The sequence below is a fragment of the Croceitalea dokdonensis DOKDO 023 genome (assembly GCF_001306415.1).
GTDB classification, from domain to species: domain Bacteria; phylum Bacteroidota; class Bacteroidia; order Flavobacteriales; family Flavobacteriaceae; genus Croceitalea; species Croceitalea dokdonensis.
The window spans coordinates 91,450-115,716 of record NZ_LDJX01000002.1; the positions used below are offsets into that span (position 1 = coordinate 91,450).

A 24,267-nucleotide genomic window follows, 5' to 3' on the forward strand; every position below is an offset into this window, starting at 1 on the left:
TACACATCCTGCAAATCAGGATACAAATGCCTATGAAACAATATCACGAGTTACTGGAGCATGTATTGGAACACGGCAATCAAAAAGGAGACCGGACCGGAACAGGGACCAAAAGCGTTTTTGGATACCAGATGCGGTTTGATCTTTCTGAAGGTTTCCCCATGGTGACCACCAAAAAACTACACCTTAAATCCATTATCCATGAGCTGTTGTGGTTTTTAAAGGGCGATACCAATATTGGCTATCTTAAGGAAAACGGTGTGCGCATTTGGAACGAGTGGGCAGACGAAAATGGTGATTTGGGTCCCGTATACGGCCATCAATGGCGCAATTGGAACAGCGAGGAAATAGACCAAATCCAAGAGGTCATCCACACCTTAAAAACCAATCCCAATAGCAGGCGGATGTTGGTCTCTGCCTGGAACCCAAGCGTGCTGCCAGATACTTCCATTTCTTTTGCGGACAACGTGGCCAACGGCAAGGCGGCCCTGCCTCCCTGCCATGCCTTTTTTCAATTCTATGTGGCCGATGGCAAGTTGAGCTGCCAATTGTACCAACGCAGTGCGGATATTTTTTTGGGGGTACCCTTTAACATTGCTTCCTATGCATTGTTTACCATGATGATGGCACAGGTCTGCGGATATAAAGCGGGTGATTTTATCCACACTTTTGGTGATGCGCACATCTACAACAACCATATGGAACAGGTGCAATTACAACTATCCCGGGATATTAGGCCGCTACCCAAGATGCTATTGAACCCCAACGTAAAGGATATCTTGGGATTCACCTTCGATGATTTTACCCTAGTGGACTATCATCCACATCCACATATTAAGGCAATGGTGGCCATTTAAAAGCAAACTGGGGAATAGCGTTTAGCTACACTACAAAATAAAAAAAGCCCAAGCATTCACTTGGGCTTTTAAACAATTAATCAAACACTTGAATCCTCTTTTTCAAAAATTTAATTTCTTGTAACCGTTATAAAATTGGAGAGGTCAAAAAATCCATTGAGATTGCTTGTATTTTCTCCCATGGCCAATCCAGTTAAACCATCCTCATAAGTAAGATGCCAGATGTAGCAGACTCCTGTACCGGCACCATCAAAATCAACACCTTCCACTGCCATTAGCGTAGGTGGCAGTCCTAGGATATTGCCTGCTGCATCCGTGATAACATAGGTTTGCAGTGAACCGTTTAGCCCGCTATCATCCAAGGTAATGCCACTGACCATATCTGGGGTTCCGTCTACACTAAAGGTAAAGGGGCCTCCGTTTAGGGTTCCTGCATTCAATGGGTTTCTTGTTACGGTAATGGAGTTGGACAAGGCAAAGAAACCGTCTAGGTTAGCGGCATTTGCACCAGCCTCCAAACCTACGATACCATCTTCGTAGGTAATGTGCCAAATTAAACAAACCCCCGCACCTGCACCATCAAAGTCCACCCCACGGGCAGCCTCCAAGGTTGGCGGCAAGCCTAAAATATTCAACTGGTCGTCCGTGATCACAAAACCTTGATTGGAGCCAGTAATGCCGCTAGCGTCCAAATCTAGACCGTTGGCCATATCTGGCGTCCCATCCACCACAAATTCATAGGGGCCACCAGAAAGGATACCAGGGTTTAGTCCATTCCTGTTCACCGTAATGGAGTTAGACAGTGCAAAGAAACCGTCCAAATTGGCTGCGTTTCCGCCAGCTTCCAATCCTACAATACCATCCTCATAGGTGATGTGCCATATAAGGCAAACGCCCACTCCTGCCCCATCAAAATCCACACCCTGTGCGGCCTCCAAAGTAGGTGGCAAGCCCAAAATGTTTAAATCCGCATCGGTAATCACAAACCCTTGGTTGGTTCCAGTAATTCCGCTGTTATCCAGTGCCAAGTCTGTGGCCATATCGGGCATGCCATCAACGGTAAAGTCATAAGGACCGCCAGAAAGGATACCGGGGGTAAGACCATTACGCGCCACCTCTATAAAATTGGATAAACTGAAGTTTCCGGCCAAATCATCCAAATTTTCCCCAGCTTCCAATCCTGAAAGGGTTCCAGAAAAGGTAAGGTGATAAATATAACAAGACCCTATGCCCGCGGCATCAAAATTAACCCCCTCTACCGCCTCTAGGGTTGGTGGGAGCCCTAAAATATTACGCTGGTCGTCAGTGATGACATAGTTTTGTGTTTCGCCATTTAACTCGGTATTATCCAGTGTTATGCCAGAAACCATATCAGGCATTCCATCAACAAGAAAGGAAAACGGCCCTCCGGAAAGTACGCCGGCGTTGAGGGCATTTCTGTTGACAATAACAAAATTGGAAAGGTCAAAATCACCAGACAACGCATCAAGGTTAGCACCGGTTTCCAAACCGGTTAGCCCCGGCTCGTAGGTGATATGGTAAATGTAGCAGGCTCCAACCCCTGCGGCATCAAAATCCACCCCTTCTACAGCCTCCAAGGTAGGGGGCAGACCTAAAATATTTTTTTCATCGTCCGTGATGACATAGTTTTGGATGCTTCCTGTGAGATTGGCCGCATTAAGGGTGATGCCGTTGACCATATCCGGAACGCCGTCTACCGCAAAGGTAAAAGGACCTCCATTTAAGGTTCCTGCATCCAAGGTAACAACGGCCTCAATACCATCATCATCCTCACAACTTGTCATAAACGCCACAAAAGCGCATAGTACCAATAGTGTTTTAAAATTGTTCATTTTTTATGTGTTTTAAATTTGAAACAAAGGAACCCGGAAGCTGTAACAGAAGTATCACAAGAAAATCAAATTTTATTACCAATTGATAATCAATGTCTTAAGCAAAAGTTTTTGCGGATGATGCAAGAAATAGGCGGCTTTTACGACCAAATGGGCCAAGCGAGGCCGTAAATTCACAACCCTTGTGAAGGTTTCGTGATAGTTTAGCTTTTATTTCGCCCTTAATGAAACATGTATTGCTTATTGAAGATGATGCAGAAATCATCCGCCTGTTGGAAATTCACTTGAAAGACCTTAACTGTAGCATCCTAACGGCCAACCGAGGTGATGACGGTCTCCGATTGGCCATTGAAACCGTGCCAGACTTGATTGTATTGGATGTAATGCTGCCGGAAATGGACGGTATTGAGGTTTGTCAAAAAATCAGGGCAAACCAAATTCAAACCCCTATTTTAATGTTGACGGCGAAATCTGAGGAAATAGACAAGGTTTTGGGATTGGAAGTTGGGGCCGATGATTACCTGACAAAACCCTTTAGCGTAAGGGAATTTATTGCTCGGGTAAAAGCAATATTTAGGAGACAAAAAATGGCGATGAACCAACAGCTAGGCACAAATACCGGGCAGTTGCTCCAATTTGGTTCACTTTCCATTGACATTGAAATGCGAAAAGTGGTTCTTGACAAGCAACGTATAGAACTTTCACCAAAGGAATTTGAACTGTTGGTCCTACTGGCATCCAATCCTGGCAAGAGCTATGACCGCACCAAACTTTTGAACCTGATTTGGGGATACGATTTTCAAGGCTACGAACATACCGTAAATTCCCATATAAATAGGCTAAGGGCCAAAATTGAAAAAGACATGAGCAATCCTAATTATATCCTGACCACTTGGGGGGTTGGGTATAAATTCAACGAAGAACTATGAAACAGACCATCCTCTCCAACAGATTGATCCGTAAGTTGGTATTGGCTTTTATGGCAATTCTAGTATTGGCAGGCATCGGTTATACAGCAGCGACCATCTACCTATCCAATAATTATTTTAACGAAACAACCCAGCGGTTGCATGCCAATTTAGCCCAAGATCTTATAGATGAGAAATTTGTGAACCAAAGCCCTATCGATAGTTCCGGAACCGTAAACAAGGCCCTCTTTGGAGATATCATGCATGATATGATGGCGGTGAACCGGGCGATAGAAGTGTATTTGTTAGATACCCAAGGTTATGTACAATACTCCGTGGTACTAGATCATGACGCTCCAGAGACCCATAAGAAAAGAATAGACCTAGCTCCTGTTAAGGCCTTTATTGCCGCAAACGGAGTGGGTTACTTTTTGGGGGACGACCCCAAAAACCCGGATAAACAACAAGTGTTTTCGGCGGCAAAATTCAAAAAAGGAAATACAGAAGGCTATATCTATATTGTATTGGCCGGAGCGGATTTTGCCAATACCCGGGAATTATTGTTTGGCAGTTACGTCTTAAAGCTTGGGGTGGGAACCTTATTGGTCACATTGCTCTTTGCTGCCCTTTTGGGCTTTCTTTCTGTTTGGTACCTTACAAAAACACTTAGGGAGCTGGTTTTTGCCGCAAACAGATTCCAGCAAGGCGATTTAAATTACAGAATTGCAAATGCCGAAAAAAACGACCTAGCTGGGGTAACCACTACGTACAACCGCATGGCAGATACCATTCTTAGGGACATGGAGCGTATTACATCCTTGGAAACCATGAGGAGGGAACTTATCGCCAATATTTCTCATGACCTGCGCACGCCACTTGCCATTATCCAAGGCTACATAGAAACCCTGCAAATGAAGGACGGCAGCCTAACGGCAGAGCAACGTAAAACGTATCTGGACACCATTAACTCCAGTAGCGGACGCCTGGCCAAATTAATTTCACAGCTTTTTGAATATTCCAAGTTGGAAGCCAACCAAATTGAACCCAAACCAGAACCCTTTTTAATCAGCGAACTGGCCAATGACATACACCGTAATTACCAAGGTTTGGCCCAAAAAAAACTCATAGACCTCCAATTAGAGATGGACCATGACATACCGTTGGTCTTTGGCGATATTTCATTGGTGGAACGGGCTATACAAAACTTAATGGACAATGCGCTAAAATTCACCCCCAACGGCGGTAAGGTTACGGTAAGCATAGAGGCGCTACAAAAGGATGTTGCCATTACGATCAAAGACTCCGGGCCAGGAATACTCAGCGAGCACCAAGCCTTGATCTTTGAACGCTACAGGCAAACAAAAAGTGGTAAACAAAATGAAGGCTCCGGACTTGGTCTGGCCATCGTAAAAAAGATCATGGAACTGCACAACTCCAACATTCACGTTTTTAGCAAACCAAATGAAGGTACGGCGTTTACCTTTAACCTTCCGCTGCACCAAATAGCATAAAAAACGAACAAAAAATGCAATCCAAAAGGCGGGATAATTGGTTATCTTTAAAGGAAAATTGTTTTTATGATGCTTACCGATACGTTGTTGGATTTCTTTGTGGAAACCAGACAACATACCGAAACTATCTGTCAACCTCTTGAAATAGAAGATTATGTGGTACAGCCCGTTGTTGATGTGAGCCCGCCCAAATGGCACCTGGGGCATACCACATGGTTTTTTGAGGAGTTTTTGCTTAAACCCTATGCTAAAGACTACCGTTTGTTCGATGAACACTTTGCCTTTGTCTTTAACAGTTATTACGAATCTGTTGGAAAGCGGGTGGTGCGCACGGACCGGGGAAATATGAGCAGACCTTCGGTAAAAAAGGTATACGCCTATAGGTCATATGTAAATGAAGCTATACGGGCACTCTTCTCAGCGGTACAAGCAAAAGAACTGCACCAAATACTGGAAATAGGCATTCACCATGAAAAGCAGCACCAAGAGCTACTTCTTACGGACATTAAATATATTTTGGGCAACAATCCTTTACTTCCCGCATACACGCCAGATTTTCTGGAACACCCTACCGAAAGTCATGAACAGTTATGGATTTCCATGGAAGAAGGACTTTATGGGGTAGGTTATTTAGGCGATGGTTTTTGTTATGACAATGAACTTGGAAGGCATCAGGTTTACCTCAACGGGTATTCCATTTCCAACAAACTGGTGACCAATGGGGAATTTATGGCGTTTATTGAAAATGGTGGGTATACAACCCACGGGTATTGGCATGCGGAAGGTTGGGACTGGGTACGGCAAAACCAAATCAGTGCCCCTATGTACTGGCATTCCATTGATGGGGAATGGTTCCACTATACCGCCCTGGGATTACAAAAAATAGACCCTAACACCCCTGTTGCGCATATTTCTTATTTTGAGGCCTTTGCCTACGCCCAATCCAAAGGTTTGCGCTTGCCCACAGAGTTTGAATGGGAGGCCGCCCAATCGCATTTTCCTTGGGGCAACCGCTGGGAATGGACAGAAAGTGCCTACCTGCCCTATCCAAATTACAGAAAAGCGGACGGTGCCCTAGGCGAGTATAATGGGAAGTTCATGGTGAACCAAAAGGTGTTGAGAGGTGGCTCCGTAGCCACGTCTTCACAACACACTAGACCAACGTACCGTAATTTTTTCCAAACCCATTTAAGATGGCAATTTACCGGCTTACGGCTGGCCAAGTAAGTTGCACGAAACCTATGCAAAAAGATACAAGCACACAAAAATCCACTTTTGGCAAAGAAGTCCATGAAGGACTAACGGCATATCCAAAATATCTTTCCTCAAAATATTTTTATGATGAGACTGGCGATCAATTGTTCCAGGATATTATGGCAATGCCCGAGTATTACCTCACTAATGCGGAATATGCCATTTTAGATGAACACAAGGAAAGCTTGGCATCTTACTTTGGTGATGCCAAAAATCCCTTTAGCTTATACGAGCTGGGGGCTGGGGATGGAAAAAAAACAAAAATACTTTTAAGGTATTTTTCTGAAAAACCCATGGATTTTGACTACCGCCCTATTGACATAAGCCAAAATGCATTGGAAAGTCTGGAGCAATCCATACACCATGAGTTACCCAAGGTTGTTATAAATCCAATACAAGGCACATATTTTGAGACCCTAACTACCATTGGCCAAGAAACCGCCCGTAAAAAAGTGATTCTCTTTTTGGGTTCCAATATTGGGAATCTATTACATCCACAGGCCATAGAGTTTCTAAAAAAACTGAAAGCGGTACTACGGGAAGGGGATTTAATTTTCATGGGGTTTGACCAAAAAAAACATCCGCAGACCATTTTAAATGCCTATAATGACGCAGCAGGTATCACGGAAGCGTTCAATAAGAACATACTGACCAGGATCAACCGCGAATTAGAAGGGGATTTTAAGTTAGATAAATTCCTGCATTGGGAAGTGTACGACCCAGAAACCGGAACGGCCAAAAGCTTTTTGGTGGCCAAAGAACCCCAACAAGTGTCTATTGCTGGGTTAAATCTTAAAATTACCTTTGACGCCTGGGAGACTATTCACACGGAAATCTCCCAAAAATATGATGATAGGGTGGTGCATTGGATGGCCAAGGAGGCTGGGCTGCAAGTTTTGGACCAGTTTAGCGACCAAAACAAGACCTACCAAAACTATTTATTTAAAAGAAAATAAGATGAAAGCTATTTGGAACAATACAGTTATAGCAGAGAGTGATAAGACGGTTGTTATTGAAAACAACCATTACTTTCCTCCGGAGAGCATTAAAAAAGAGTTCTATCAGCCTAGTGACACCCATACCAATTGCCCTTGGAAAGGTGTGGCTTCTTACTACAACGTACACGTTGATGGAAAAGAAAATAAAGATGCCGCGTGGTATTATCCTGAAACTAGTGAGCTGGCCCGCAGTATCAAGGGCCACATTGCGTTTTGGAAAGGGGTAACCATTGAGGAATAGGAATTCCCCAATGGTTATCCATTGTTTATACTTCTAGCACGGCATTCTCCGCACCGGCATAATCATTCCATTGAAAACGGTCTGCTTCCGCATCGTTTACATAGGTGCTATCCACCAAATAACGAAATTCATAGGAATTTTCTTTTGGTAGTTCAAACGTACCTTTGAAAGTTCCGTTCTTTAGTTTTTTAAGGGTACTGCCTTTGGGGTTCCAATTATTGAAATCACCAACAACGGCTACTTTTTCTGCTTCTTCAGCCGGCACGGTAAAAGTTACCTTGCAAACTGGTTTTGTTTTTAGATACTGTTTTTTAATCGCCATGGCAAACTATTTTTAAGTTGAAATTCATAGCAAAACAATACATAAAAGCATTAATAATCAATACATTAAGAACGATTTACGATTTTCATAAATTTTAAAGGACAACAACGTTACTTTCTTAAGAATTTGAAATAAAACTGTCCAATGTTCAAAAGCCGCTTATTTTTTTAAAATATCTGCAATCCTATCTATTTCGTTTACCGTGTTGTAATAATGAAAACTCAACCGGATACCGTCTCCCCGCTGCGAGCATACTATATTTTCTTGCGTTAACAACCCAAATGTGGCTTCGCCCCCCTTAATATTAAAAATGCTGCTGTGTAAAGGTCTTTTAACCACAACAGATGACAATAGACCAAGATTGGTAAAGACTTCTTTGGCATGGTAAGATAAGGTATCAATTTTACCGCCAATGGAGTCCATACCTATGTTCTTAAGGCGTGAAAGGGCAAATCCTAAACTTCCAAAATTCAAGGTATCCAAATGTCCCGGTTCCATACGTTTGGCAAAAGTGCGTTGGTGCATGGTGTCATTTTGATTTCGGCCAGAACCGTAACCGTTAGACCGAATTTTAAAGCGTTCTTGAGCGGCCTCGCTAACCAATAAAATCCCGTTTCCAAAACCGGACAGCAACCATTTGTAGGCACTGGCCCCAATGACATCGATAGCTGATTCTTGGAAGTCAAAATTGGAGGTTCCCAAAAACTGCGTGCCATCGGCAAGAATCAGTAAACTGGGGAAATCTTTTTTAAGTTGATGTAAAAAACCAAGGTCTATTTTTATGCCATCTAACCACTGTACCACACTTAAGGCGAGCACCGTAATTTTTTTAGTCTGTACCGCTTCATAAATAGCCTCTTCCAACCTATCCGTAATGTTAATATATTCCTTTTTAAAATCCCGACTTTCAAACGGGCGGTTTAAAGAGGGATAATCCCCCTTAAGCAACAGTACCTTTTCCTTTGGCGATAAACCTTCCAACAATACGTTTAAACCAAGGGTAAAGCTGGGCACCAAAATAATCTCCTCGCTGGATGCATTGAAAAAATGGCCAACCGTTTTTCTCACATCCGCCAACATGGCATTGGCATGCATTTTCATCATGCTGCCACCCACCAAATAGTCCAGGTCATGCTCTTGTCTCCATTCCAACAAATTTGCACCAAGTAGGCCCGTAGCAGCGGTATTTGCGTAGATGTATTGATGGAGTATGGGAAATTCTTTATGGTCTGTATTCATTATTGACTGTTAAGGGCAATCCATTATCTTTGTTCCTCATTGATAAAGATAACGACAAATGTTTTCTAAGCGTAAGGGTAAAACTGAAGTTGACCTAGAACAGCATGAGCTGCTCGAAAATGCCCAAAAGCGTATCAAGCAAAAGAAGAGACTATTCTCTCATTTTGTTATTTTTTTAATCGGTAGCGTTTTCCTGATTCTTATCAATAAAATCCTAAAGGTACAAGCCGAATATAACTGGTTTGCATGGGCCATTACCGCTTGGGCCTTTTTATTTATGATTCACGCTTTTAACGTTTTTGTTACCCATAAATTCATGGGAAAAGAATGGGAGCGTTCACAACGGGAAAAACTGGTCGCCAAACAGAAAAATCGCATAGCAGCCCTACAAAAGGAGATTGAGACCGATTTTCCAATTTCCAATATCAACAAAAAAAAAGATCTACCGGATCATTAAGGAAAGTGAAAATGAGCGAACTGATCATCATTGCCGCTGCTGCGGAAAACAACGCCCTAGGCATCAACAACGATTTACCTTGGCACCTCCCGGACGATTTTAAACGTTTTAAAAGCCTTACCACCGGTCATAAAATCATCATGGGACGCAAAACCTTGGAAAGTTTTCCGAGACCCCTGCCCAATAGAGAACATGTTGTGGTTAGTAGGGACGCTAACTATAAGCCCAAGTTCCCTTGCACGCTCTTTCATTCATTGGAAGACGCCATTGCTTACGTTAAGGAAGACCCTGTAGCTTTTATCATCGGGGGCGGACAAATTTATAAACAAGGGATGGATTTCGCCACTAAAATTGAACTGACCCGAGTGCACGCTTCCGTTGATGCAGACACGTTTTTTCCGGAAATTGATTTGAATCAGTGGAAACTTATCCATGAGGAATACCATCCTAAAGATGAACGGCATGCGTTTGATTTTAGTTTTATGACCTATCAGCAAAAATCATAAAACCAACTTGAAAAAATCCACTAAATAAAAAAGATAGGCCTTACGACCTATCTTTTTGGCTAAAACAAATTTCATGGGTTACCCGCCAAAATTGGCAGTCTACGTATTGTATTTCAATTTATCAATCCAATTACATCTCAACTTAAATGGGGTTTCCCCCAGGTAACAAATTATCAATTAATTACCCATGGCCCGTCCACTATGTTTGGGCTATTCTGCTCTAGTTTTAATTCATCACCATCGATGTTTACACTTAGATATTGAAGGGTTGTACCTCCACCAAAAGAAACATAACATGCAGCTCCTACTTTTTCGAACAAAGTACTAGCTGAAGTTGCGGTCCATCTACCGGAACTGGGTAAATAGTACGCAATTAAACTTCCTCCATCTCCATAAAAACCGTGTGTAACCGCAGTGACACTAAATGATAAGGCCGCTGTAAAGTCGCCACCCGTAAATGGATAGGCATCTTGGTCGCCATATATATCTACCGTAGAATAGGTGATACCATCAAAATTACCAATGGGTGAGGTAGGTGCATCAATATCGCCCGACCAATTTTCAATCTCATAACGCAAGACTGCCGTTATGCTCCCGGTTTCGCTAAAAAAATATAGACCTCGGATATTCCCCTGAATGGCAGCACCAACTTTGTCAAGTGGTACGACACCAAGGGGTGAATTTGGTTCGGCAATGCTAAAAACACCTTTTATATCGCCGGTGCTCGCATGAAACCAAGCGTATTTATCACCCATTTTATTGAAAACAAGAATGTTACTTGCAGATACATTTACCATGGCCCCAATACCACCACCATCAGCATCATCTTCAAAAAGGTCTACCAAAGCTTGCAATCTAGCAGGGGGAAGTACGCCTTTAAGTTCACAATCCACCATGTCATATTCCGTGGCAAGCTCAGTACCTACAATCAGGTCGGGGCGTTTAACACTGCGCACTACATAAGACAATGGTAAACCAGCTCTGACATCAGTGCTTTCTGCGATCTTATTGGCAATTTCTGAAATACTGCTTTCACCGGCCAATTGAAACGTACCTGCGGCATCACCGCCATACGCAATTACTTTTATTCTTAGATTGTCAAGACTATCTAGAAAGTTCGTTTCCAATTCACCCTCAACCGATGCGACAAGACCGTCGTATGCAAAATCGATATTGGCCTCCATCTCGGTTCTGCTCGAGGTAGATTCGATGAGCATATAAAAAATTCGACCATAGGTTACCGATGAAATAAAAGTTGCGGGATTATCGGCCTGTACAAAAGTAGCTAAGTCTTGAGGGGTCACGCTTGCGTCGAAAATCTCCTCAGGGCTGGTAGGAAGGTCAAAACTCATGGTATAGTAGGACTGCTGTAGTTTTACCAAGGTTCTATTGTAGGATAGATCTTGACTGAATGACATATCGCTTGATACTTTGGTGGTAAAGGTTTCCACATCAATCCCCATCTCTAAGGCCATCTGACTTTCAGATTCTATCTGAACAATGTCCAATTGAAAATTCGCGGGTACGACTTCTCCAGAGTTAGCAATGATACTGTTCATAGCATCTTGAATACTGCTCTTGCGCACCTCTTCAACGGTAAAACTTGAATTAAGATTACCATTATTAAGGTTATAAGAAATTGTTCCGCCCGCCCGTTTGACCACAATTGGGGCTGGAGTTGCATTGACCAAGCTTTTCCCTTGAAGTAGGTTTCCAGGATAAATGACATCTGCATTGCTATCAAAAAGGGGAAACTGTCCATTACCATCAAGTACACTTACTCTTTTAGTGGTGCATATGAATCGCTCAGTAACGGGGTCACCATCTTCATCCAAAGTTGGATAATCTTCACTCACAGGCTCAGATTCAGTGATTACTTCTTCCGTCCGAGACATGGGAAATGTTTCGGGATCTGCCCCTAAATTGATTACTTCATCAAAAGTTAAACCCGCTTCCGTAGTTGGACAGCCTTGATTACTACTGGGCCCAATTTGTGCAGGGCAATCATCATTGGCATCAATTACCCCATCACCGTCCGTATCTATGGCCTGTATATCACCGCCATCTTCTGAACTGCAGGAAATGGCCAATGTGAGACAGCCGATAACAAGTAATATAATCCAGTAACTGTAATTCTTTGTTTTCATCTTTCTAATTTTTTTTGTGGTTAAACTTGGATGTTGTTTTAAGTGGCCTGAACGGTGAAGGTCTGCAGCCCTATACCGAGCAGGAAACCACAAAAAACGGTTGTTGTTTTTGGCAACACCACAAACCTAGCATGATGGCTTTAGGAAATAAAAAAAAGAGGGGAGACAAATGGTATACTACCCAAAAAAAACATTGGGAGGCCTTGTATTTATTGGGCTGAAACTAGATGCTCAAAATAGCGTTCTCCAATGAATCACTCGTTGAAAGGTTCATTTTTTTACGCAAACGCTGCCGTGCTTTTTTGATTCCTGGGATGGAAATGTTTAAAATATTGGCAATTTCCTTGGAAGAAAGGTTCATTTTTAACAAGGCCATTAGACGAAGTTCATTTGAGGTAACCTCAGGGTATTTTTTAGTGACCTTGCTATTAAAATCTTTGTGGACCTCTTCAAAATAGCGTGCAAAATTTTCCCAATTATTATCGTCCTGCAGGTCAAAATTAATAGAGGTAATCAATTGTTGGTACCCATTATTGGAAGCTTCTTTTTCCTTGAGCTCTTTTGCTTTTTGCTTAAGGTTTTCAAGCGTTTCATTCTTTTTGGCCAAATGAAGGGCCTGTGTGGTCAATTCTTTTTTCTTGAAAGCCAGTTCGGCAGCTACTTTTTCGCGCTCTACTTTATTACGTTTCATTTTTTGGCGGATACCGTAAAAACCAAACCCAAAAACCAATAGCGACAGCCCTAGACCAGAGCCCAACAACCACTTTTGGAGAGAACTTACCTTTTTTTGCTCTTCCAATAGTGCAATTTCTGTTTCTTGTTGGGCAATCTGTTGTTCTTTTCTTTCAGTATCGAAGATGGCTCGCATTTCTTCAATTTGTTCTGTTTTCGCAAGATTAATCAGTGAATCATTTATCACATTGAAATTTCGAAGGTCAATCAATGCATTTTTGAATTTATTCTGGGCTTCGTAGCTTTTTGAACGATAGCCAAAAATTTTGGCAAGATTTGGGAGTAGGTTTGCTTCTTGTGCGATGACTTCTGCTTCATTAAAGCATATAATTGCCTTCTCATAGTCTTTTTTATCATGATATGCTAGGCCGAGATTCATTATGGCATGTGAGATGTGTAGTGTACGTCCCGTTTTTTGGAATAAATCAATCGACTTTTTGAGAAATGCGATACCTTCATCAAAATCTTTGCCCTCAACTAATAAACCGCCTAGGTTGCTATACGCTTTTGCCTCCATATAAACTGAGCCTATTTTTTTGGCGAGGTTACGATGTTTTTCAAAATACATTCTAGCTGCATCCCTTTTTTCCAACTCTACAGATAAAATTCCTAAGGTTTCATAAGCTCGTCCTAGTAATTGCTTGCTGTCTAAAAAATCATAAATCTCAGCAGCTTGTTCCGTGTAGAGAAGGGCGCTGGAGTTATTTTTCATGAGCATTTCCAAGTACCCAATATCGTCCAGAGCAGTTGCATATTTTATACTATTCCTATTAGTGCTATAAAATTTTTCAACTTTCAGAAAATCTTCTAAAGCAAGTGCTCTATTTCCCATTGCTTGATAAATGTTTCCCCGTATTCTATATGTATCTCCCACTACTACCGAGTCGATGTCTATTGAATCTGTCAACTTAAGACTTCTATTAATCAATTCAATGGCGTAATCGTTTTTTCCAAGTCCATATTGAGATTTGCTAAAACCATTATTTGCTAGAATAAGCTTGGATAAGTTTTTGGTCTTTTCCCAATATTCCTTCGACTTTAAATAGTATGTGTTTGCAGAATCTAAGATTCCCTTATTAAAATAATATGCAGCGTAGTTTTGAATGGCATCATAATAACCTTCTTCGTTGTCCAATTCTTTTGAAAGTGAAAGCTGTTCTTTGACAAACGGAAGCGACTCGTCAATATTTATACCTAGTTGTAGCTGAAAAATGGCATTCAGCGTGGATAGTTTTGAAATACCACTTTTTTGATTCCTATATAAAACTAACAAGCTGTCGAGCTCAGAATTCTCTTGGCAAAATAGCTGCTGGGAGAAAAAAAAAATATAGCAAGTTGAGATAAGATATCGGTATTGAATTTTCATAGCAGCTTGGTTTCCCTTTAAAAGTAAGGAAATAATCCAAAGCTTTGGTAATTAGGACAATAAATGACTTTTGAAGTCAAAAGTATGATAAAGCAAAAGCCGCCTTTTGGTACTAAAAATCCAAATATTGGGTTTGAACATTTGAACCCACAAATGGGTTGAGTAAACCTACATCTTTATTGGTGTAAAAAGAATGGTTACTATTGAAGTTTTCTGCGCGCAACTGCCGATTTTCTTTTAAAACGTTCTTGGTTTGCATGGCCACCGCATAACCAGAATCTATGATTTGAATAGTTTTAGGAAGGATTTTCTTTAAGGTAGGAATCAAATAAGGATAATGGGTACAGCCCAAGACCAAACAGTCAATTCCTGCATTGAGCATTGGTTTCACATATTCCAAGAGTAATCGTTTGGTTTCTTTGGAATCTTGATTTCCTGCCTCAATGAGCTCTACCAAACCTTTTCCTTCTTGCTCGTAGACTTCAATTCCCCCAGCATGAATTCTAGAGGTGCTATGAAACAAACTACTGGATAATGTGCCCTTGGTGGCCAAAATCCCCACTTTCCCGGTCTTTGTGTGGAGAGCCGCGGGCTTTATTGCCGGCTCAATGCCTATAAAAGGGATTGGGTACTTTTTTCTAAGGTGGTCTATGGCGTTGGTGGTGGCGGTATTACAGGCCACCACAATGAGCTTACAATTTTCCTGCAGTAAGAATTCTGTATTTTTTATGGATAATTGGAGGATTTCCTCTTTTGACTTGCTACCATAAGGTGCATTGGCACTATCTGCCAGATAAATGGTGTTCTCGTTGGGCAGCACACGCTTAATTTCCTTCCAAATGGAAGTGCCCCCAACGCCAGAATCAAAAATGCCAATAGGATTATCCATTTCTAAAAATAAAAAACCGCCCGGCTCCAGTTAATATGGCCAGACGGTTTACGGTATCTATTTGGTATAACTAATTGGAATATCTTAGAACCCCAGCTCTACTTTAACCAGTGGCAACAGGTCCTTACCTTTAGCAACGATCAACCCACCTCCTTGTGAAGCATCAATCACATAGTCATAACCCTGGGCAGCAGCTACCTTCTCAATGGCCGCTTTGGCTTTTTCCGAAATTGGTGCAAAAAGCTCTCCTTGTTTTTGCTGCATTTCTTGCATGGCAGCTTGCTCCGCACCTTCAATATTTTTTTGGATTTCCTGAAGTTCCAATGCCCTTTTTTCATTCTCCTCACGACTCTTGGTCTGTGATTCATTCTGATATTGGGTAGCCTTATTTTGAAATTCTGTCATTGAACCTTGCAAATCTGCCCTGTACGTTTCCTGTAACTTTTTAAGCTCTGCTTGCGCGGCAACCATTTCTGGCATTTGCTGCAAAAGTTCGGTAACATTAATATGGGCTACTTTACTTTGTGCGTTTACAAAACTTGTAGCGGCTGCAAATAAAGCTATGGCAACAAAAATTTTCTTTACATTTTTCATAATTCTAATTAACTTTAATTTTGAGTGTTTAATTCTTAGATTCTTCTGTATTCCCTGATTCTTTTTCTCGTTCTTCTGACTTTGCCTTTCTTTTGGCCTCCCGTTCTTCCAACAATTTCTTTCTGCGTTCTTCGTAGGCCTTTTTACGTTCCTCCCGCAATTTTAGCTGCTCTGCCTTTTTAGCTTCGGCCGCTTTTAAGCGGGATTCTTTGTCCGCACTAGATTTTTCCTGACGCGCCTTTAGGGCCTCACTGACCTCTTTTTCCAACTCTGCTTCTTGTGCTTGAAAATCTTTTAACTTACTTTCCTGCTTTTCCTTCTTTTTAGATTTACTTACTTTTCTGGTCCTTGCTATTTCCCTTAATATCAGGTCACTTACGTCATGCCTTTTTTCGGCATACAACATTACGACATCTGCCGATCTATCAAAAATAAAATCATACTTTTTATTCTGTCCTATTTTCTGGACCTCTGCAAATACTTGGTCCTGTATGGGCTGTATCAACAATCGTTTTTGCAGTACCAAATCTCCCTGCGGACCAAAACGGTCTTGTTGGTACGTAAGCACCTCTGTTTCCAAAATTTGAATCTCTTCTTGGCGCTCCTCTATCAACTCATCCGTGAGCAACACTTTTTCTGCCATTAGGTCCTTCTTCATCTGCTCTACCGTGCTCAGCTTTAGCTCTATCTCTTTCTTCCACTTCTCTGCCTTAGTATTTAATTGCTCCGTTGCATCACGGTATTCTTCTACGTTCTCCAGAATATACTCCATATCTACATAACCGATCCTTACTCCCCTTTGGGAATATGTGGATATACCGATTAAAAGGACTAGGAAAACCAAAAACTGCCTTGTCTTCATTTTAATAGCTGATGATTGTATAGAAAATATCGTGCCAAAATACATAAAAACCTAAAAATGAAAATCTTAAGCAATACAAAAAGACATATTTTCTATGGTTAAAACTGCTGACCAATAATGAAGTGGGTCTGCCATCCGCTTGGGCCAATAGAATTTGGTCTTAAATCCGAATCAAAACCATATCCAAAATCAATACCCAATAGACCGAATGCAGGCATAAATATCCGAAGTCCCGCCCCAGCTGATCTCTTTAACTGAAACGGATTAAATTCATTAAAATTGCTAAAAGCGTTACCGCCCTCTAGAAAAGTAAGTGCATAAATGGATGCTGATGGCTTTAAGGTAAGCGGATATCTTAGTTCCATGGAAAATTTATTGTAAATAACACCGCCCGCAGGTGTTCCATTGGCTGCCAATGGGGTAACGGACTGGTTTTCATACCCTCTTAACTGAATGATTTCCCTGCCATCTAATTGAAAGTTTCCAAGACCATCACCACCTACAAAGAAACGTTCAAAGGGAACATTGCCTATATCATTGTTGTAATTGCCCAAAAACCCAAACTCTGCATTGGTCCGGAGCACCAGCTTGTCCACAATTCTGGTATACCAGTCTCCGCGGAAATTTACCTTATAATACTCCAACCATTTAAAACGCTCTTCCTCCAAGAGTTCCACCTGCCCTTGCAGGCGTGTTATTTCGGCCTGGTCTTCCAAGCTAGGTGCCTGCTGATTGCCCAAGGTTAAAATCTGGTTGTTTAAAACATCCAGCTCATCCGTTATGGCACCAAAATCCTTTCCGCTGATCAAGGAATATGGAGGGGTGAATTTTGCGGTTATTTCAAAATTGGACCCAGATAATGGAAATATTCTGTTAGGACCCTGTGAACTTCTGGAGATGCCCAAAGTGTAGGTAAATGAATTAGAGGTTCCGTTTCCAAAATTAAAAAGGCCCAGATTGCTAAAGTCGTTAAATTCATACCTCTGATACCCTAATGCATGGGAAATGGTAAAGAAATCATCTGGCCATTGTACCCTTTTTGCAAGTCCGGCAGATACTCCAGTGATGGAAAAACCCCTGCTCTTATCTGCCTCAATTTGTCTTCGCTCGTTAAAATTGGTGGCAAACTGCTGGGTTCTGGAAAAAGAAAGGTTAAACCTTACCGGTTTTTTGCCTCCCAACCAAGGTTCCGCAAAATTTAAACTGTACACCCTAAAGGCTTGGCTGGCCTGTAAGCGTAGGGCAAAGGTTTGGCCATCTCCCATGGGAACCGGTTTATACGCCTCTCCATTAAAAATGTTCTGTAAGGAGAAATTATTAAAAGAAAGTCCCAAGGTTCCAATAAATCCTCCTCCACCATATCCGCCTTGGAGCTCAATTTGGCTAGAGCCTGCCTCCACCAAGCTATACTGGATATCTACGGTACCCTCATTGGGGTTAGGGTTCTGTATATCTGGGGCAATCTGTTCTGCATCAAAAAAGCCCAGCTGTCCCAACTCCCTGATAGTTCTTACAATGTTGTCCTTACTGTATTTTTGTCCCGGTCTTGTGCGTAGCTCCCTAAAAATCACATGGTCATTGGTTTTGTCATTCCCCACCACCTGAACATGGTCTAGAAAGGTTTCCTTACCCTCTATGATCCTAATCTCAAAGTCTATGGTATCATTTACCGCTGAGACCTCAACAGGATTGATATTGGAAAAAAGGTAGCCATTGTTCTGGTACAGGTTGGTAATATCCTCACCATCTGGCTTGCTGTCATCCGCGATGCGTTTTTTTAGTAAGACCCCATTGTAGACATTTCCCTTTTTAATGCCAAGCACTTGTGCCAATTGCCGATCTGTGTACACAGAATTGCCCACAAAATTGATATCCCCAAAGTAGTATCGGTTTCCCTCCTCTACCTCAATTTTTAATTTGATGTTGTTTTCATCTACTTTAATAAAGGTGTCTGATAGTACCCTTGCATCCCTATACCCCTTTTCTGCATAGGCATCTACCAAACTTGCAAGGTCTTCCCGGTAGTCATCATTAATATATTTTGATTTCTTCCAAAACCTGTAAAATTTCTTTTGCTTGGTTTTCTTTAAGGCCTTCCTAAGTCTCTTATCGGTGAGTTTTTCGTTGCCTTCAAAAGCGATCTCACTAATCTTTACCTTATCCCCTTTTTTAATGTTGATCACCATACTCTCACTATTGACCCCAACCGTATCTTTTTTGGTGGCAATGGTGGCCTTTGCGTTGAGGAAACCCTGTTTTCTGTACTTATTTTCCAGATAGGATTTGGTATTGGCGATTAAGCTTTCGGTAATTTTTTTTCCCTTTTTAAGGTCGGTATCATTGATGATATCCTCCACTTTTTTCTTTTTTACCCCATAAACCGTGACATTGGTAAGGGTGGGCCTTTCCAGAATATTGAGCTCTAAAAAGATTTTATCCCCCTCAATCCTAGTTTGGTACATTTCCACATTGGTAAAGAGCTCCAGTCCCCATAGTTTTTTTATTACGGAACTTATTTCCTCTCCCGGTACGGTAATGGGTTGGCCAATTCTTAAGCCTGTGTATGTTTTAACCGTTTGTTCGTTATAACTCTGTAAGCCGGTGACCTCTATACCGCCCAAGATGTACTTTTTCCCGTCCTCCAATGCGGTTTGCTGCGCAGATGCGGACCACAACATAAAAAAGAAAAGAAATAAAAAGTAGGTGTAGGTAGGAATTTGTGTAAACCCTTTAACTGAGTTGTTCGCTAGTTTTTCCAAATCGTCGTTCTCTGTTCTGGTAATTGATAATTGCATCCACTAAATGCTGCTCCTTAAAATCGGGCCAAAATACGTCAATAAAATATAACTCCGCATATGCAATTTGCCACAATAAAAAATTGCTGATTCTGTGCTCTCCACTAGTGCGAATCAGCAAGTCTACATCTGGCATATCATGCGTGTAAAGATGGGTATTTATAATGGCATCATCAATATTCTCTATTGAAATTATATTATTTTTAACTTTGGAACTTATCTGTTTTATAGCTGTTTTTAGCTCATCACGGGAACCATAGCTCAAAGCCAGGGTCAACGTCATTCCTGTGTTCTGGGCGGTTTTGGAAATTACCTCCAATAACTCCCGTTTTGCTTTTCCTGGAAGGGATTCTATGTTCCCTATGGCATTTAACTTTATGTTGTTGTCCGTAAATGTTGGCAGTTCTTTGCGTAGGGAGGAGACCAGTATGCGCATTAGGGTCTGCACTTCAATTTTGGGTCGGTTCCAGTTTTCCGTGGAAAATGCATAGAGCGTTAAAAAGTCTATGCCAAGGTTAGCGCAATTTTCTACCGTGCGCCTAACCGCCTCTACTCCATGTTCATGACCAAAAACCCGTAACTTACCCCTTTCCTTGGCCCAACGGCCGTTACCGTCCATAATAATGGCGATGTGGCGCGGTAAGCGCTCTTTATCAATGGTTAAAAGGTTGTTCATGGCTATTCAAAACAATCTTGGCATGGTTTACGCCCAAACGTATAGGTTAGGGTTATTCCAGAAAACACATACCAATCATCACTAAATACATTGCCAAACCTAAATTGTTCAAAATTGGAACCCTCAGGATTGCTGGCATCCAAATTATCCGTTAAGGTATACCTAGCTCCGATTTCGGCCCCTAAAATAAGAAACTGACTTAATCGATACTTGGCCCCAACCGTCATTGGAATGGCGAAACTACCATCTTTTTGGTTAATATCCTGAACTTGAAGTGCATCAATATAGTTAAAATCGTATCTAAAGTAGGTTACCCCTGTATATAAATAAGGGGTAAAAGCGGGACCAAGTTTGTGGAGGTTATATTCCACAAAATGAAATTCCATACCCAAAGAGTACTCCACCACTGAATTTTCTACGCGAAAGCCGCGCTGCACTCTGGAAGACAAGTTGCTCCTGGCATCGTCATTTACAACATTGCCTTTTATAATGCTTGCCCGGTACGCATATCTTTTGGATTTGTTCCATTTAAAAACACCGCCATATGCAGGCCCAGTAGGCAAAAGGTAATTGGTACGGCCAACATCACCAATAACATTAGCGCCTCCTGCAAAGAGTCCAACCTCATAGGTTTGGGCATGTACCGTACCTATGACCAATAAAAACATCAAAATAATTGTTCTCATTTAATATGGGATATGACTAAGGCTTTTAGTTATGTTTCAGCTAAAAATGCCATATAATGTTCAGCTTAATAAACAGTTTTTATCGCTAATTATTGCATGGTGCAAAGGCATACCAACCTAAACACGGGAAATTCTTTGGAACTGGTTTTTATATCAAAAAGCAGATAATTGAGCGTAGCTTGGGAAAATGCGCGTCGGTAGGAAACCATGGATATTTAAACGGATAAAACCTACTAATTTCTTCGGTCGTGACCCCATAACAATTTTTTTCTGAGGGTTTTTAAAAAACTTTCGGATTTATATACGATCATCTTTACCGTAAAATCTGCCTTTTGAATAGTAATTTCCTGAGCATTGGGCATTGATGCGATACGGGAGTCCAAAGAAACCAAGTGGTTCTCTTCCCTGCCCAGCACCTTAATCCTTATTTTAGTATCATCCGAAATGACCAAGGGCCTTGCATTAAGGTTATGTGGGGCAATAGGGGTCAACACCAAAGATTTGGCAGTAGGGGCTATCACGGGACCCCCGCAACTTAGGGAATATCCAGTAGAGCCCGTTGGGGTTGAAATGATTAATCCGTCTGCCCAATAGGACGTTAAATACTCATCGTTTAAAAAGGTTTCCACAGTAATCATGGAGGTGGTATCCTTACGGCTAACCGTAATTTCGTTAAGGGCAAAGTTCAGTGATCCAAACTCCTGAAAACCGCTGTCCAAACAGATTTCAACCAAAGTGCGTTCCTCAATATGGTAGGTTCCGGCAAGAAATTCCGTCACTACCTTCCTAACATCTTCTTTTTTGAAAGTGGACAAAAATCCCAATCTGCCCGTGTTTACGCCCACTATGGGGATACCCAAATCCTTGACATACGTAGCAGCCCTTAACATGGTGCCATCCCCACCAAAACTAACGAACATGTCAAAACTTCTGTCCAGACCCGTATTCGCATTAAAGGTGCGGGTATGCTTTACGGGGCCAGCTTCTTGTATCAAAGGCAAAAATTGATGCTCAAAATGGACCTTTGCGCTTATTTTTTTGAGCTCGTCCAGTAACTCAAAGACACAGCCCACGTCATGGCCTTGGAAAGACTGTCCGTAAATAGCGACCTTCATAAGCTACACATTAAGGTATTTATCCAAATAATCCGAACGTTCCTTTAAGTCTTCCAAAAATTGGTCGTCATTGTTTCCAAACTCTATGGTATAGCTGTACCTTCTGAACGTTTGGAAGATTTCATTGAGATGGGTCGCATTGGTCTTAAGGGTAACTTGCACCATATCATTGGCTGTTTCAGTAATAAATGCACCCAACAATTTACTGTTGTTGGTTTCTACAATTTGGGCTATTTCACTAAAGGAATAGTCTTTGATTCCTTTAGAGACCACTATAATCCCACCTGGTTCCGTAAAAAAAGGCGTCCCGATAAAAACGGAGACCACATCATTTAAATCATAATAGCCCAATACCCTTTTAGAAGCATCAAGCACGGGTAATAGGTTAGCTTCATTTCTCGCAAATTGCTCTAGCAAATCTAGCCAAGAGGTCTGGTCCGTACCATGGAAGGATTCCAAATCATACCTAAACGTATCAATGCTCTTATCAGGTTCAAAACAAGCTAAATCATTCTCTGAAAGCAAACCAACGAACACCCCTTCCTCTTTAATGGCGACATGGGAATAGGTAGTTTCTTCAAAAAACGAAATGGCTTTGTCCAAAGTATCCGTTACATCAAAGACGGGAACGGTAGATAAGATATGTTCTTGAATATGCATAGTCTAGGTTTCAAGTGCAAAATACAACTTTAACAAGCGCAAAAGGCATGCCTTATTTGTATTTTTGCCCGATAAAGTTCGTGTTACATGACAAAATTAAGTGTAAATATCAATAAACTGGCAACCCTAAGAAATGCCAGGGGTGGCAATGTGCCAAATCTTGTAAAAGCCGTGAAGGACATTGAATCCTTTGGAGCCGAGGGAATTACCGTACATCCCAGGCCGGACCAAAGACACATTCGCTATCAAGATATACACGATTTAAAAGATGTGGTTGGCACAGAATTTAATATTGAAGGCAACCCTATCCCAAAATTCATAGACTTGGTGCTCTCTGCCAAACCGGCGCAGGTTACCCTAGTACCGGATGCAGAGGAGGCCATAACCTCCAACGCTGGCTGGGATACCATAAAACATAAGGACTTTTTAAAGGACGTAATTGCCACTTTTAAGGAGCATGGTATCCGTACCTCCATTTTTGTGGACCCAGAGGTTTCCATGGTAGAAGGAGCTGCCAAGGTTGGTACGGATAGGATAGAACTGTATACGGAAAGTTACGCAATAGGCTATCCAAAGAACCCAGAAAAGGCACTACAACCTTTTATTAAAGCCGCGGTTGTTGCCAAGGAACTTGCCTTGGGATTAAATGCTGGCCATGACCTTAACTTGGACAATATCGCTTATTTTAAAAAGCATGTCCCCCATTTACTGGAGGTTTCCATAGGCCATGCCTTAATATGTGAGTCCATTTACCTAGGGTTGGACAATGTTATTAATATGTATAAAAACCGATTGAGGGAATGAGCTTGTTACATTCAAAAATTATAGGAAAAGGAAAGCCGTTGTTAATTTTACATGGTTTTTTAGGTATGTCGGACAATTGGAAAACCTTGGGCAATAGGTACGCTGCAGAAGGCATGGAAGTTCATTTAATAGACCAGCGAAACCATGGCAAAAGTTTTCATTCCTCTGATTTTGACTATACATTCCTTGCTAACGACCTTGCCAATTACATAAGGCACCATGCCATTGAAACTCCCCTACTTTTAGGACACTCCATGGGTGGCAAAACGGTGATGCAATATGCGGTGGACCATGGAGACAATATTGCCAAAATCATTATTGCAGATATAGCCCCAAAATATTACCCACCCCACCACCAAGACATTATGAACGCCTTGGACTCCTTGGATTTTGGGACCATCACCAATAGAAAGGAAGCGGACGATCAATTGGCCAAACAGTTATCCAACCTGGGAATCCGTCAATTTTTATTAAAAAACCTGTACTGGAAAACAAAAGAACAATTGGCTTTTAGGTTTCATTTGGAAGTACTCAAAAATAAAATGGAGGAAATTGGGGACGGCTTGGACCCAATGGCCACATACTTGGGTAAGACACTCTTTCTACGAGGTGAAAAATCCGAATACATCTTACCCAGTGATTACGACACCATTAAGAGGCACTTTCCCAAGTCAGAAATCCAAACCGTATCCAAAGCGGGACATTGGCTACACGCAGAAAACCCAGATGAATTCTTTAAGAAAACGCTAGATTTCATAAATCCATAAATTCTAAGGTTATTTATTATGCATGCAT

General features: G+C 41.6%; 23 protein-coding genes. 10 read left to right on the forward strand and 13 right to left on the reverse strand.

From position 1 onward, the window contains the following. Positions 1-32: 32 nt before the first annotated feature. Positions 33-857, forward strand: a complete 825-nt coding sequence (locus tag I595_RS03925) for a thymidylate synthase (RefSeq protein ID WP_054558112.1) — start codon at positions 33-35, stop codon at positions 855-857. Positions 858-967: 110 nt separating this feature from the next. On the opposite strand, the gene I595_RS03930 is transcribed toward I595_RS03925, so the two are convergent. Continuing rightward, positions 968-2,710 (reverse strand): hypothetical protein, encoded by a 1,743-nt coding sequence (locus I595_RS03930; protein ID WP_245628221.1) that lies wholly within the window; start codon positions 2,708-2,710, stop codon positions 968-970. A gap of 224 nt (positions 2,711-2,934) precedes the next feature. Between I595_RS03930 and I595_RS03935 the strand changes: the two genes are divergently transcribed. The 5 genes from I595_RS03935 (at position 2,935) to I595_RS03955 (ending at position 7,622) form a co-directional block, all read left to right on the forward strand. Further along, positions 2,935-3,639, forward strand: coding sequence for a response regulator transcription factor (locus I595_RS03935; protein WP_054558113.1), 705 nt, complete (start codon positions 2,935-2,937; stop codon positions 3,637-3,639). After that, entirely contained in the window at positions 3,636-5,129 is a 1,494-nt protein-coding gene (locus I595_RS03940; RefSeq protein WP_054558114.1) for a sensor histidine kinase, read from the forward strand. Before I595_RS03935 ends, I595_RS03940 begins: the two co-directional genes overlap by 4 nt. Positions 5,130-5,195: 66 nt before the next feature. Then, on the forward strand, positions 5,196-6,356 hold the full coding sequence (egtB, locus tag I595_RS03945) for an ergothioneine biosynthesis protein EgtB (RefSeq protein WP_054558115.1): 1,161 nt from the start codon (positions 5,196-5,198) through the stop codon (positions 6,354-6,356). 14 nt (positions 6,357-6,370) lie between these two features. Next, positions 6,371-7,339: an L-histidine N(alpha)-methyltransferase gene (locus I595_RS03950; protein ID WP_054558656.1), complete on the forward strand. Its 969-nt coding sequence runs from the start codon at positions 6,371-6,373 to the stop codon at positions 7,337-7,339. A gap of 1 nt (position 7,340) precedes the next feature. After that, positions 7,341-7,622, forward strand: coding sequence for a DUF427 domain-containing protein (locus I595_RS03955; RefSeq protein WP_054558116.1), 282 nt, complete (start codon positions 7,341-7,343; stop codon positions 7,620-7,622). 25 nt (positions 7,623-7,647) lie between these two features. On the opposite strand, the gene I595_RS03960 is transcribed toward I595_RS03955, so the two are convergent. Together I595_RS03960 and I595_RS03965 are read right to left on the reverse strand one after the other, a co-directional pair. Continuing rightward, positions 7,648-7,944, reverse strand: a complete 297-nt coding sequence (locus I595_RS03960) for an isoamylase early set domain-containing protein (protein WP_054558117.1) — start codon at positions 7,942-7,944, stop codon at positions 7,648-7,650. A 159-nt stretch (positions 7,945-8,103) separates the two neighbouring features. After that, positions 8,104-9,183, reverse strand: a complete 1,080-nt coding sequence (locus tag I595_RS03965) for an aminotransferase class V-fold PLP-dependent enzyme (RefSeq protein ID WP_054558118.1) — start codon at positions 9,181-9,183, stop codon at positions 8,104-8,106. Between the two features lie 58 nt (positions 9,184-9,241). Between I595_RS03965 and I595_RS03970 the strand changes: the two genes are divergently transcribed. Next, a complete protein-coding gene (locus I595_RS03970; protein WP_054558119.1) occupies positions 9,242-9,640 on the forward strand; it encodes a 2TM domain-containing protein in 399 nt (132 codons plus the stop codon). An 11-nt stretch (positions 9,641-9,651) separates the two neighbouring features. Beyond that, the gene (locus tag I595_RS03975; RefSeq protein ID WP_054558120.1) at positions 9,652-10,146 is read left to right on the forward strand and encodes a dihydrofolate reductase; all 495 of its coding nucleotides are present in this window, start codon (positions 9,652-9,654) and stop codon (positions 10,144-10,146) included. 173 nt (positions 10,147-10,319) lie between these two features. On the opposite strand, the gene I595_RS03980 is transcribed toward I595_RS03975, so the two are convergent. The 10 genes from I595_RS03980 to I595_RS04030 form a co-directional block, all read right to left on the reverse strand. Next, a complete protein-coding gene (locus tag I595_RS03980) occupies positions 10,320-12,293 on the reverse strand; it encodes a thiol-activated cytolysin family protein (protein WP_083467490.1) in 1,974 nt (657 codons plus the stop codon). A gap of 223 nt (positions 12,294-12,516) precedes the next feature. Then, on the reverse strand, positions 12,517-14,298 hold the full coding sequence (locus I595_RS03990) for a tetratricopeptide repeat protein (protein ID WP_172675908.1): 1,782 nt from the start codon (positions 14,296-14,298) through the stop codon (positions 12,517-12,519). A 205-nt stretch (positions 14,299-14,503) separates the two neighbouring features. Further along, positions 14,504-15,280: a glutamate racemase gene (murI, locus tag I595_RS03995; protein ID WP_054558124.1), complete on the reverse strand. Its 777-nt coding sequence runs from the start codon at positions 15,278-15,280 to the stop codon at positions 14,504-14,506. Between the two features lie 84 nt (positions 15,281-15,364). After that, positions 15,365-15,874, reverse strand: coding sequence for an OmpH/Skp family outer membrane protein (locus I595_RS04000; RefSeq protein ID WP_054558125.1), 510 nt, complete (start codon positions 15,872-15,874; stop codon positions 15,365-15,367). Between the two features lie 28 nt (positions 15,875-15,902). After that, complete coding sequence (locus tag I595_RS04005) at positions 15,903-16,736, reverse strand: OmpH/Skp family outer membrane protein (RefSeq protein ID WP_054558657.1); 834 nt, start codon at positions 16,734-16,736, stop codon at positions 15,903-15,905. Positions 16,737-16,834: 98 nt separating this feature from the next. Further along, positions 16,835-19,531, reverse strand: coding sequence for a BamA/OMP85 family outer membrane protein (locus tag I595_RS04010; protein ID WP_157449637.1), 2,697 nt, complete (start codon positions 19,529-19,531; stop codon positions 16,835-16,837). Beyond that, positions 19,467-20,207, reverse strand: a complete 741-nt coding sequence (locus I595_RS04015; RefSeq protein WP_054558126.1) for an isoprenyl transferase — start codon at positions 20,205-20,207, stop codon at positions 19,467-19,469. Before I595_RS04015 ends, I595_RS04010 begins: the two co-directional genes overlap by 65 nt. A 2-nt stretch (positions 20,208-20,209) precedes the next feature. Continuing rightward, the gene (gene porG / locus I595_RS04020) at positions 20,210-20,893 is read right to left on the reverse strand and encodes a type IX secretion system protein PorG (protein ID WP_054558127.1); all 684 of its coding nucleotides are present in this window, start codon (positions 20,891-20,893) and stop codon (positions 20,210-20,212) included. Positions 20,894-21,126: 233 nt separating this feature from the next. Then, a complete protein-coding gene (locus I595_RS04025; protein WP_054558128.1) occupies positions 21,127-22,008 on the reverse strand; it encodes an NAD kinase in 882 nt (293 codons plus the stop codon). A 3-nt stretch (positions 22,009-22,011) separates the two neighbouring features. Continuing rightward, the gene (locus I595_RS04030; protein WP_054558129.1) at positions 22,012-22,668 is read right to left on the reverse strand and encodes a CBS domain-containing protein; all 657 of its coding nucleotides are present in this window, start codon (positions 22,666-22,668) and stop codon (positions 22,012-22,014) included. An 87-nt stretch (positions 22,669-22,755) separates the two neighbouring features. Between I595_RS04030 and I595_RS04035 the strand changes: the two genes are divergently transcribed. Both I595_RS04035 and I595_RS04040 read left to right on the forward strand, forming a co-directional pair. Continuing rightward, entirely contained in the window at positions 22,756-23,472 is a 717-nt protein-coding gene (locus I595_RS04035) for a pyridoxine 5'-phosphate synthase (protein WP_054558130.1), read from the forward strand. Continuing rightward, positions 23,469-24,239 (forward strand): alpha/beta fold hydrolase, encoded by a 771-nt coding sequence (locus I595_RS04040; RefSeq protein ID WP_054558131.1) that lies wholly within the window; start codon positions 23,469-23,471, stop codon positions 24,237-24,239. Before I595_RS04035 ends, I595_RS04040 begins: the two co-directional genes overlap by 4 nt. The last annotated feature ends 28 nt before the right edge of the window (positions 24,240-24,267 follow it).

Coding starts and splice junctions, on each gene's coding strand:
- I595_RS03975 (WP_054558120.1), top strand. CDS start 9,652: ATGAGCGAACTGATCATCATTGCCGCTGCTGCGGAAAACAACGCCCTA.
- I595_RS03930 (WP_245628221.1), bottom strand. CDS start 2,710: ATGAACAATTTTAAAACACTATTGGTACTATGCGCTTTTGTGGCGTTT.
- I595_RS03965 (WP_054558118.1), bottom strand. CDS start 9,183: ATGAATACAGACCATAAAGAATTTCCCATACTCCATCAATACATCTAC.
- porG (WP_054558127.1), bottom strand. CDS start 20,893: ATGAGAACAATTATTTTGATGTTTTTATTGGTCATAGGTACGGTACAT.
- I595_RS03955 (WP_054558116.1), top strand. CDS start 7,341: ATGAAAGCTATTTGGAACAATACAGTTATAGCAGAGAGTGATAAGACG.
- egtB (WP_054558115.1), top strand. CDS start 5,196: ATGATGCTTACCGATACGTTGTTGGATTTCTTTGTGGAAACCAGACAA.
- I595_RS04030 (WP_054558129.1), bottom strand. CDS start 22,668: ATGCATATTCAAGAACATATCTTATCTACCGTTCCCGTCTTTGATGTA.
- I595_RS03950 (WP_054558656.1), top strand. CDS start 6,371: ATGCAAAAAGATACAAGCACACAAAAATCCACTTTTGGCAAAGAAGTC.
- I595_RS03940 (WP_054558114.1), top strand. CDS start 3,636: ATGAAACAGACCATCCTCTCCAACAGATTGATCCGTAAGTTGGTATTG.
- I595_RS04015 (WP_054558126.1), bottom strand. CDS start 20,207: ATGAACAACCTTTTAACCATTGATAAAGAGCGCTTACCGCGCCACATC.
- I595_RS03925 (WP_054558112.1), top strand. CDS start 33: ATGAAACAATATCACGAGTTACTGGAGCATGTATTGGAACACGGCAAT.
- I595_RS03960 (WP_054558117.1), bottom strand. CDS start 7,944: ATGGCGATTAAAAAACAGTATCTAAAAACAAAACCAGTTTGCAAGGTA.
- I595_RS04005 (WP_054558657.1), bottom strand. CDS start 16,736: ATGAAGACAAGGCAGTTTTTGGTTTTCCTAGTCCTTTTAATCGGTATA.
- I595_RS03970 (WP_054558119.1), top strand. CDS start 9,242: ATGTTTTCTAAGCGTAAGGGTAAAACTGAAGTTGACCTAGAACAGCAT.
- I595_RS04010 (WP_157449637.1), bottom strand. CDS start 19,531: ATGCAATTATCAATTACCAGAACAGAGAACGACGATTTGGAAAAACTA.
- I595_RS03980 (WP_083467490.1), bottom strand. CDS start 12,293: ATGAAAACAAAGAATTACAGTTACTGGATTATATTACTTGTTATCGGC.
- I595_RS04040 (WP_054558131.1), top strand. CDS start 23,469: ATGAGCTTGTTACATTCAAAAATTATAGGAAAAGGAAAGCCGTTGTTA.
- I595_RS04035 (WP_054558130.1), top strand. CDS start 22,756: ATGACAAAATTAAGTGTAAATATCAATAAACTGGCAACCCTAAGAAAT.
- I595_RS04025 (WP_054558128.1), bottom strand. CDS start 22,008: ATGAAGGTCGCTATTTACGGACAGTCTTTCCAAGGCCATGACGTGGGC.
- I595_RS03935 (WP_054558113.1), top strand. CDS start 2,935: ATGAAACATGTATTGCTTATTGAAGATGATGCAGAAATCATCCGCCTG.
- I595_RS04000 (WP_054558125.1), bottom strand. CDS start 15,874: ATGAAAAATGTAAAGAAAATTTTTGTTGCCATAGCTTTATTTGCAGCC.
- murI (WP_054558124.1), bottom strand. CDS start 15,280: ATGGATAATCCTATTGGCATTTTTGATTCTGGCGTTGGGGGCACTTCC.